The following is a 9,062-nucleotide window of genomic DNA, read 5'->3' on the forward strand; positions in this document are numbered from 1 at the left end:
CTACGGGCCAGCGAAGGCTTGCCCGAAATTCCTCCGGACGGAACAGAATAGGATCCACGCAGCGGCCGGCCTGACGCACCTGATGGTGTCCTGGGTACGGCCGTAAATAGGTCGGATACGCAGACAACGGGCCTGAGACGGTGTAAATCACCAGCTCAGGCCCGTTTTCTGCGTATCGACCTAGGTCGAGGAAGCGGCGTTCTGCGGTGCCGTCTTCGCGTCGGCCACCGCGTACTCGTACTGATTCGACAGCGCCAGCACCCAGCCGCGGGGGCTGATGCCGGGCGGCGGTGCGATCCATCGCGCGTCGACGAACAAGTCCCCCAACGGATTTCGCGCCCACTCGGCCACCACCGCGGCCCGCTGCGGCACCGAACTCGGCGGCTCACCGGCCGCCGGGATCACGATGCCGCTGCCGGAGAGCAGATACAGCGCGTCCATCACCTGTGCCATGTGATCGGAAGCCTTGAGCTGGGCCGAGGTGGCGTTCTGTTCGGGCGCGACCACCTCGGGGAACCGGCCGACCATCAACTGGTGCAGCGGACGGATCTTGCGCAGCAGGAGCTTGGCCCGCCACCACAGCTCGATCACGATCGACACGGCACCGAGCGCGATCAGCAGCGCCGCGATCTCCCACGCGGCCCAGCCCCACAGCGGTTCGTTGGGCGGCGTCGGCGCGGCATTCTGGAACGCGCGGCCCACATTGGCGACCGCGAGCACCGCGACCATCGCGGTGCCCGTGATGTAGATGGCGATGCCACGACCGAGGATCGTCCAGTCCAGGTTGCGCAGACCGGTGGTGACGATGAACACCGCGCCGAGCGCGACGGCGATCCAGCCGAAGGTGAACGACCACGCCAGGGTGATCGCGATCGCCACCGCGCCGATGCCGTACACGACCATCGCGACCTGGCGCAGGTTGCGCCGCGAGACCACCGGCCACGCCGCCGAGGCCACCACCGAGGTGGCCGTGGTGAACAGGATCCAGGCGGAGATCACGAGACCGGTGGACAGCCAGCCGCTGTGCACACCGCCCTTCATCAGGTTGTCGATGGCAACAGCCATCTCGGGTATGGCGACGGTGACCGCGAGTGCCACGGCGGCGACCGCGACGACGATGGCCACGCGGGCGGTCGTCGCGGGCTTCACCAGCACGCGACCCACTCGCGCACCCGCGGCAACCCAGACCAGCAGGGCTGTCAACCAGAGTGTCATCCGAGTGCCTCATCGAATCGAAGGACCGAGACGCCTGCGCCCCGGTTGCTGAATACGCGCAGGCGCGTCATGAGCATGGCCGCGAAGGTCTCGGCTTCCCATTCGGCGAGATCGTCGGCGCCGTCGTCGACGATCTGCGCGTGGGCGCGCTGGCTGAGCATGTAGGCGATCAGATCGTCGCTGACCTCGAGGGTCGTCTCCACCGCGGGCGCGCCCTCGTGGTCGAAGACGATGTGGCCGAGTTCGTGGGCGAGGGTGTGATCGCGACTCGGGAGAGCGTCGGCGAGCACGATGATGTCGCGTTCGGGGTAGAACCGGCGCTGACCGCACACGCCGGGGCCGAGGTTCGCGCTGGTGATCTCGATTTCGCGTTTGCGCTCCAGCGAGATGGCATGGACCACCTCGTCGAGGCTGGTGGCGTCGGAGTCGGCGGCCACCGCGCACACCGCGTCGACGGCGGCGGCGACGCGGCGATAGGACCGGGAGGTGCTCTGGGTCTTGCTCTTACTCATCGAAGATCTTCGTGTCGCCTCACCCCATCGCGCCGCCGGCACCCTGCGTTGCCGCCCAGATTTCGTCCACCACGCAATCACAATTCGGCCCGACGTCGGAGAACGGGAGCAGCAGCCTTTGCACGAGCTCCCCGGGGAAGCGACATCGGACAGGCGAGCGTCGTTGATGTGCCGAGCAGCACCGGAGCGCCGAGCAGCGTTAGAGCGCAGCGGCGACCCACTCGGCGAAGGAGGGACCGGCCAGGGTGGCGTGCGGGGACGGCAGGAGGGTGCCGCTTTCGAATTGCTCGCGGTCGGGGTTGGCCGAGTCGGAGGTTTCGATGATCTGTAGCGCGTCCCCGCGGGTCTCGACCAGAACGGCGGCCGCACCGGCCATGGTCTCCGGCTGCGGGCCTGCGATCTCGGGAAACGGAATATCTTCGGCGGCAATCGGATTCGCGGCGAGATCGACCAGCGCCTCGGCGACTGTTCGAGCGGCGACCAGCTGGGTACGCATACCCGCAACGTAGGCGACGGAGCCTTGCGTGCCCCACCCGACCATCACCTCGACGAGTTCGTGGAACTGCGCCGCACGCAGAATCTGCACCGGCAGTGCACCTTTGAGCAGTTCCTGCTCATGGGCCAGCTTGGCGGCGTTGTACCCGGCGAGCGAACCGTCGATCCCGATGATGGACACCACCACCAGCCGCTCGACCCCGGCCCGCTCCCCCGCCGCATGCAGATTCCGCGCGGAAGCGGTGAAGAACTCGGTCGCCACCTGCTGATCGGCCGACGGCGTACTCGACGCGTCGATAACGATGTCGACCCCGGTCAACGCCTCGTCGAGACCCGCACCGGTCTCGATGTCGACACCGTCGGCGCGCGAGAAAGCGACAACGTCATACCCACGCTCGACCAGCACATCCACCACGTGCCGACCCAGCCGCCCGGTTGCCCCCGCCACCGCGATCTTCTTCTGCTCCACCATGATCCACTCCTTCATCGCTTCTTGCGGGTTCACAAAGACGACGACGTAGGCGACCGGAGTGTGACATCACCTGGTCACGATGTCTCGAGACTCCCCCGAGGCGCGACCCAGCGGTGATCGAGGTCCACTACCGATGCGACCGTTTCGAAATCGGAGTCGTAGTGGAACAGGACAAGGCGGTGTTCTATCGCCAACACCGAAGCGAGCAGGTCATGGATGCCGACCGCGCGGTGGCGGCCCGACCGCGCGAGTTCGCGCTGAATCGTGAAGGCGCTTTGCCAGTGTTCGTCATTGGTGGGCAGGTACTCATAGGCTGCGCGGCGCCGAAACCGAATCTGTTCGTATTCAGCCGGGCTTCGGGCGCTGTAGAGCGCCTCGGAATCGAGCGGTGCACACGTGGCTATCAACCCGGCCTCGAGCAGCGGCCCGAGTGCGGCCCCCACGTCCGGATGACGCATTCGAGCGGCCGCGCTGGTGTCGATGAGATAGCGCGCCGTTATCGCCATACGTCGTCGCGCCGATCCTTGTCCGCCATTTCGGCCATGCCGCCGTTGACCAACCATTCGACTTCGCTGGCGCGCGCATGCGCCACCACGGCCGAGTTCAGCGCGGCACGAACGGTATCGGAGACACCTGCGGTCCCGAGCGCGTCCTGCGCGGACTCGAGTAGCTCGTCGTCGATCTCGATCAGGCGTTTGGTCATCGCACAGTCCCTCGATATATATTCCCCCATGCCCGAACTATATACCTCGAAACGACCAGGTCACAAGGATTCAGTGGGACAGGTTCAGGGCGGTGTGCAGGGTGGCGGCCCACTGGTCGACGATCAGTTTGCGGCGAGCGGAGTCGTCGGTGAGGACGTCGGCGAGGCCGAGGCCGCGGGCCAGGTCGAGGGTGGCCTGGACGAGGTGGTGGGTGACCGGGTCGGAGTCGTCGACGCCGAGGGCCTCGATGGCGCGGCGGTGGGAGATACGGCCGAACCGGGCCTCGAGGGGCAGGATGCGTTCGCGCAGGGCCGGGTCGGCGGCGGCGTGGGTCCAGACCTGGAGCGCGGCTTTGAAGAACGGGGTGGTGTAGGACTCGACGAGCGCGGAGACGACGGCGCGCGTGCGGCCCGCACCCTGGGCGACCGCGTTCACCGTTTCGGCCTCGGCCTTGGCCTGGTCCATCCGGAACTCGAACATGAACTCGAGCGCGGCCGTGATCAGATCCTCGCGGGTGGGGAAATGGTGCTGGGCGGCACCGCGCGACACCCCGGCCCGCTCGGCGACCACCGACACGGTGGCGGCTGCCCAGCCGGTTTCGGCCAGGCAGTCGATGGTCGCCTCCAGCAGCCGCTGCCGGGTGGCCCGGCTGCGGTCCTGCTTGGGTTCGTGGGGTGTCGCCATCGGACTATTGTGCCCAGCTGGGCGGACGCTTCTGGAAGAAGGCCGTCATGCCCTCGATCACCTCGGGGGTGCCGAAGAAGCTCGCCGACCGCTTGGCCAGTGCTTCGGCCTCGGCGTCGAACGTAGCCAGCACTGCCGCGTTGACCAGTTTCTTGGACTCGGCCAGTCCCTGCGGCGACCCCTTGCGCAGCTCGCCACTCAGGCGTTTCACCTCGGCGGCGGCGTCCTGCGCGGCCACGGTGACCAGGCCGATCTCCTGCGCGGTCGCGGCATCGAATTTCTCGCCGGTCAGGAAGTAGCGGCTCGCGGCCCGCTGGTCCAGCCGCGGCACCAGCGTGAGCGAGATCATGAACGGCGCCATCCCGATGCGCACCTCGGTGAGCGCGAAACTACTGCCCGGCCCCGCGACGACCAGATCACAGGCCCCGATGATGCCCATGCCACCGGCCCGGACATTGCCGTCGATCTGCGCGATCACCGGTTTGGGCGAGGCGAGGATGCCGCGCAGCACGTCGATCATCACGCGGGTGCGCTCATCGGCGGCCACCGCGGGATCGGCGTTGCTCGCCTCCTTGAGGTCAGCGCCCGCGCAGAAGGTGTCACCGGTGTGGGCCAGCACGATGCCGCGCACGGCGGGATCGGTGGCCGCCGCGTCGAATCCGGCGAGCAGCTCGCGAACCAGCCTGGACGAGAGCGCATTGCGGTTGTGCGGCGAGTCGAAGGTCAGCCTGGCGAACCCGTCGACGACCTTGTAGCGGACGAACGGTGCTTCCGTCGCGTCACTCATCGGGACTCCTGTTCATCCGGTAGGGGTGGTCGCCCCATCTCCGGGGCGACCACCGTTGTGCCTAGTACGAGCGCGGCAAACCCAACGAGTGCTGGGCGACGAAGTTCAGGATCATCTCGCGGCTGACCGGTGCGATGCGCGAGATGCGCGCGGCCTGCAGCATCGCCGCCAGCCCCACCTCACGCGTCAGGCCAGAACCGCCGTGGGTCTGAATCGACTGGTCCAACGCTTTGATGCTGGCTTCCGCGGCCGCGTACTTGGCCATGTTGGCCGCCTCGGCGGCGCCGAACTCGTCGCCGGTGTCGTAGAGCGTCGCGGCCTTCTGCATCATCAGCTTGGCCAGTTCCAGCTCGATCTTCACCTGGGCCAGCGGATGCGAAATACCCTGGTGCGCACCGATCGCCGTCTTCCAGACCGTGCGCTCCTTGGCATACTCCACCGCCCGGTCGATGGCGTAGCGACCGAGGCCGACCGCCATGGCCGCGCCCATGATGCGCTCGGGATTCAATCCGGCGAACAGCTGGGCGATGGCCGCGTCCTCGGAACCGACCAGGGCGTCGGCGGGCAGGCGCACGTCGTCGAAGAACAGCGTGAACTGGTTGTCCGGCTCGATCACGTCCATCTCCTGGACGTTCTTCACCAGGCCGGGCGCGTCCACCGGCACGATGAACAGCGCGGGCTTGAGCTTGCCGGTCTTGTGGTCCTCGGTGCGCGAGACCACCAGGATGGCGTCGGCCTGATCGACACCGGAGATGAAGATCTTGCGGCCGTTGAGGATCCAGTCGCCGCCGTCACGGCGGGCGGTGGTGGTGATCTGGTGCGAGTTGGAGCCCGCGTCGGGTTCGGTGATCGCGAAGACCATCTTCGACGAGCCGTCGGCCAGCTTGGTCAGCCAGTTCTGCTTCTGCGCATCGGTGCCGTACTTGGTGATGATGGTGCCGCAGATGGCAGGCGAGACGACCATCAGCAGCAGCCCGGCGCCCTGCGCCGCCAGCTCCTCCTGCACCAGCGCCAGCTCGTACATGCCCGCGCCACCGCCGCCGTACTCCTCGGGCAGGTTCACGCCGAGGAAGCCGAGCTTGCCCGCCTCGTCCCACAGCTCGGTGAGCGGCTCGTTCTTACGCGAGAGCGGCAGCACGTAGTCGCGGTAGTTGTACTTGCTCGCCAGCGAGGCGACCGCCGCGCGCAGCGCCTTCTGCTCTTCGGTCTCGATGAAACTCATGCCTGCTCCTGCTCTTCTTCCTCGACGACGGCGAGGACGGTTCCGACCTCGACCTGCTGGCCGACGGTCACGTTGAGTGCACTGAGAATGCCGGTCGCCGGGGCCGCGATGGTGTGTTCCATCTTCATCGCCTCCAGCCACAGAATGGGCTGCCCCTGCTTGACGTGGTCGCCTTCGGCGGCACCGAGGCGGATCACGCTGCCCGGCATCGGCGCGAGCAGCGAACCGGCGGCCACCTGCTCCGACGGATCGGTGAAGCGGGGCAGCCTGCGCACCGCCACCGGGCCGAGCGGGGAGTCGACCGCGACGTGATCGCCGTAGCGGGCGATCTCGAATTGCCTACGCACCGAACCACGTTCATTCGGCACACCGAGGACTACCCGATCGGGCGCGACCGAGATCAGCTCGAGGCCGTCGTGGCCCTCGACCGCCACACCCGTGCGGGTGAAGCGGTAGCGCACCTCGTGGGTACCGGAGGTCCGGCTCTCGTAAGACTTGGTCTGCGGCAGCGAAGACAGGTTGCGCCAGCCACTCGGGGTGAGTCCGGCCAGGCGCGAGGTGCCGCGATTGGCAGCCGAATCGGCAAGTGCCGCAGCGGCAATCGACAATGCCTCATCGGCCTCCGATACCAGCGGCGCCGCGAGCACGGCCAGGTCGTGGGTGGCGAAGAAGGCGGTGTCGGTGTCACCGGCGAGGAACGCCGGGTGCCGCAGCACGCGCACGAGCAGGTCGCGGTTGGTGACCAGGCCGTGGATCTTGGCGCGCTGGAGCGCGGTGGCCAGCAGATGTGCTGCCTCCGCGCGGGTTTCGGCGTAGGAGATCACCTTGGCGAGCATCGGATCGTAGTGGACGCCGACCACCGAGTCGTCGACGACACCGGTGTCCAGGCGCACGCCCGGCTGGTCGAGAACAGTGAATTCACCGGCGGTGAACGGGATCTCGATCTTGTGCACCGGACCGCTCTGCGGCTGCCAGTCGTGCGCGGGGTCTTCGGCGTAGAGGCGAACCTCGATCGAGTGACCACGCTGGGCGGGCTGGGTCGCGGGCAGCGGCAGGCCGGACGCCACCTGCAACTGCAGGCGGACCAGGTCGAGCCCGGTGGTCTGCTCGGTGACCGGATGTTCCACCTGGAGACGGGTGTTCATCTCCAGGAAGAAGAAGTCACCCTTCTCGTCGGCCAGGAACTCGACGGTGCCCGCGCCTTCGTACCCGATCGCCTCGGCGGCCAGACGCGCCGCCTCGAACAGGCGATCACGCATGCCGTCGATCTTCTCGACGAGCGGCGACGGCGCTTCCTCGACGACCTTCTGATGACGACGCTGTATCGAGCACTCACGCTCGCCGACGGCCCAGGTCTTGCCGAAAGTGTCCGACATGACCTGAACTTCGATATGACGGCCGGTCTCGAGGTAGCGCTCGCAGAACACCGTCGGATCACCGAAGGCCGACTCGGCCTCGCGCCGAGCGCCCGCGATCTGATCCTGCAGTTCGCCCAGCTCGCGCACCACGCGCATACCGCGTCCGCCACCACCGGCGGACGCCTTGATCAGCACGGGCAGGTGCGCGTCGGTGACCTCGGCCGGATCGAGCTCGGCGAGGACGGGGACACCGGCGGCGTCCATCATCTTCTTGGACTCGACTTTGGAGCCCATCTGCTCGATCGCCGCGACCGGCGGGCCGATCCACACCAGGCCCGCGTCGAGCACGGACCGCGCGAATTCGGCGTTCTCGGAGAGGAATCCGTAGCCGGGATGGATCGCGTCGGCACCGGCCGACAAAGCGGCCTCGATGATCAGCTCACCGCGCAGATAGGTCTCGGCCGGGGTGTTTCCTGGAAGCCGGATCGCTGCGTCGGCCTCGGACACGTGCGGCGACGCGGCATCAGCATCGGAGTAGACCGCGGTGGTGCCGATGCCCATCCGACGGCAGGTGGCGAAGACGCGGCGAGCGATCTCACCACGATTGGCAACGAGAACATTCGTAATGGCCACAGCGCATCTCACATTCGGAAGACGCCGAAGCCCTCGGCGCCCTTGATCGGGGCTGTGTGAACGGCCGACAGAGCCATTCCCAGCACGGTGCGGGTGTCGCGGGGGTCGATGATGCCGTCGTCGAACAGCCTGCCCGACAGGAACATCGGCATGGCCTCGGCCTCGATCTGCGCCTCGACCATCGCGGCCAGACCGGCGGCGGCCTCCTCGTCGAACGGCAGGCCCTTGGACTCGGCCGCGCCGCGCTGCACGATGGTGAGCACGCCGCCCAGCTGCGCCCCACCCATGACGGCGGATTTCGCGCTCGGCCAGGCGAACAGGAAACGCGGGTTGAACGCGCGCCCGCACATGCCGTAGTGCCCGGCGCCGTAGGAGGCGCCGACCAGCAGCGAGATGTGCGGGACCGTGGAGTTGGCGACCGCGTTGATCATCATCGCGCCGTGCTTGATGATGCCGCCGTGCTCGTACTCCTTGCCGACCATGTAGCCGGTGGTGTTGTGCAGGAACAACAGTGGCGTGTTCTTCTTGTTGGCCAGCTGGATGAACTGGGTGGCCTTCTGCGATTCCTCGGAGAACAGCACGCCGCGCGCGTTGGCGAGGATGCCGATCGGGTAGCCGTTGATCTCGGCCCAGCCGGTGACCAGGCTCGAGCCGTAGAGCGGCTTGAACTCGTCGAAGTCGGAACCGTCGACCACGCGGGCGATGACCTCGCGGGGATCGAACGGGATCTTCAGGTCCGAGGGCACGATGCCGAGCAGTTCCTCGGGATCGTAGATCGGCGAGATCACCTCCGCACGCGGCTCCGGTCCCTGTTTCTTCCAGTTCAGGCGACGAACGATATTGCGGCCGAGGCGGATCGCATCCTGCTCGTCGGCGGCCATGTAGTCGGCCAGACCGGAGGTGCGGGCGTGCATCTCGGCGCCGCCGAGGGTCTCGTCGTCGGAGTCCTCACCGGTGGCCATCTTCACCAGCGGCGGGCC

Annotated in this window: 10 protein-coding genes; all 10 read right to left on the reverse strand. The window is 67.5% G+C overall.

Annotation, left to right across the window (positions count from 1 at the left end; all coding sequences use genetic code 11):
- Nucleotides 1–180 precede the first annotated feature (180 nt).
- The gene (locus ACFWF3_RS13685; RefSeq protein WP_379313932.1) at nt 181–1,215 is read right to left on the reverse strand and encodes a hypothetical protein; all 1,035 of its coding nucleotides are present in this window, start codon (nt 1,213–1,215) and stop codon (nt 181–183) included.
- Nucleotides 1,212–1,727 (reverse strand): ImmA/IrrE family metallo-endopeptidase, encoded by a 516-nt coding sequence (locus ACFWF3_RS13690; RefSeq protein ID WP_378631659.1) that lies wholly within the window; start codon nt 1,725–1,727, stop codon nt 1,212–1,214. The genes ACFWF3_RS13685 and ACFWF3_RS13690 overlap by 4 nt, the downstream gene beginning before the upstream one ends.
- Before the next feature lie 199 nt (nt 1,728–1,926).
- Complete coding sequence (locus ACFWF3_RS13695; RefSeq protein WP_379313933.1) at nt 1,927–2,694, reverse strand: SDR family oxidoreductase; 768 nt, start codon at nt 2,692–2,694, stop codon at nt 1,927–1,929.
- Nucleotides 2,695–2,768: 74 nt separating this feature from the next.
- Nucleotides 2,769–3,200: a PIN domain-containing protein gene (locus tag ACFWF3_RS13700; RefSeq protein WP_379222855.1), complete on the reverse strand. Its 432-nt coding sequence runs from the start codon at nt 3,198–3,200 to the stop codon at nt 2,769–2,771.
- Nucleotides 3,191–3,397, reverse strand: a complete 207-nt coding sequence (locus ACFWF3_RS13705) for a hypothetical protein (RefSeq protein ID WP_056814932.1) — start codon at nt 3,395–3,397, stop codon at nt 3,191–3,193. The genes ACFWF3_RS13700 and ACFWF3_RS13705 overlap by 10 nt, the downstream gene beginning before the upstream one ends.
- A gap of 70 nt (nt 3,398–3,467) precedes the next feature.
- Nucleotides 3,468–4,082: a TetR/AcrR family transcriptional regulator gene (locus ACFWF3_RS13710; protein WP_378996095.1), complete on the reverse strand. Its 615-nt coding sequence runs from the start codon at nt 4,080–4,082 to the stop codon at nt 3,468–3,470.
- Between the two features lie 4 nt (nt 4,083–4,086).
- Complete coding sequence (locus ACFWF3_RS13715; RefSeq protein ID WP_378996093.1) at nt 4,087–4,869, reverse strand: enoyl-CoA hydratase family protein; 783 nt, start codon at nt 4,867–4,869, stop codon at nt 4,087–4,089.
- 61 nt (nt 4,870–4,930) lie between these two features.
- Nucleotides 4,931–6,091 (reverse strand): acyl-CoA dehydrogenase family protein, encoded by a 1,161-nt coding sequence (locus ACFWF3_RS13720; RefSeq protein WP_379313934.1) that lies wholly within the window; start codon nt 6,089–6,091, stop codon nt 4,931–4,933.
- A complete protein-coding gene (locus tag ACFWF3_RS13725) occupies nt 6,088–8,082 on the reverse strand; it encodes an acetyl/propionyl/methylcrotonyl-CoA carboxylase subunit alpha (protein ID WP_378996091.1) in 1,995 nt (664 codons plus the stop codon). The genes ACFWF3_RS13720 and ACFWF3_RS13725 overlap by 4 nt, the downstream gene beginning before the upstream one ends.
- 8 nt (nt 8,083–8,090) lie before the next feature.
- The coding region (locus ACFWF3_RS13730; protein ID WP_379313935.1) for an acyl-CoA carboxylase subunit beta at nt 8,091–9,062 on the reverse strand (972 nt) is incomplete at its 5' end.

The sequence above is a fragment of the Nocardia sp. NPDC060220 genome (assembly GCF_042727815.1).
Classification (GTDB): Bacteria; Actinomycetota; Actinomycetes; order Mycobacteriales; family Mycobacteriaceae; genus Nocardia.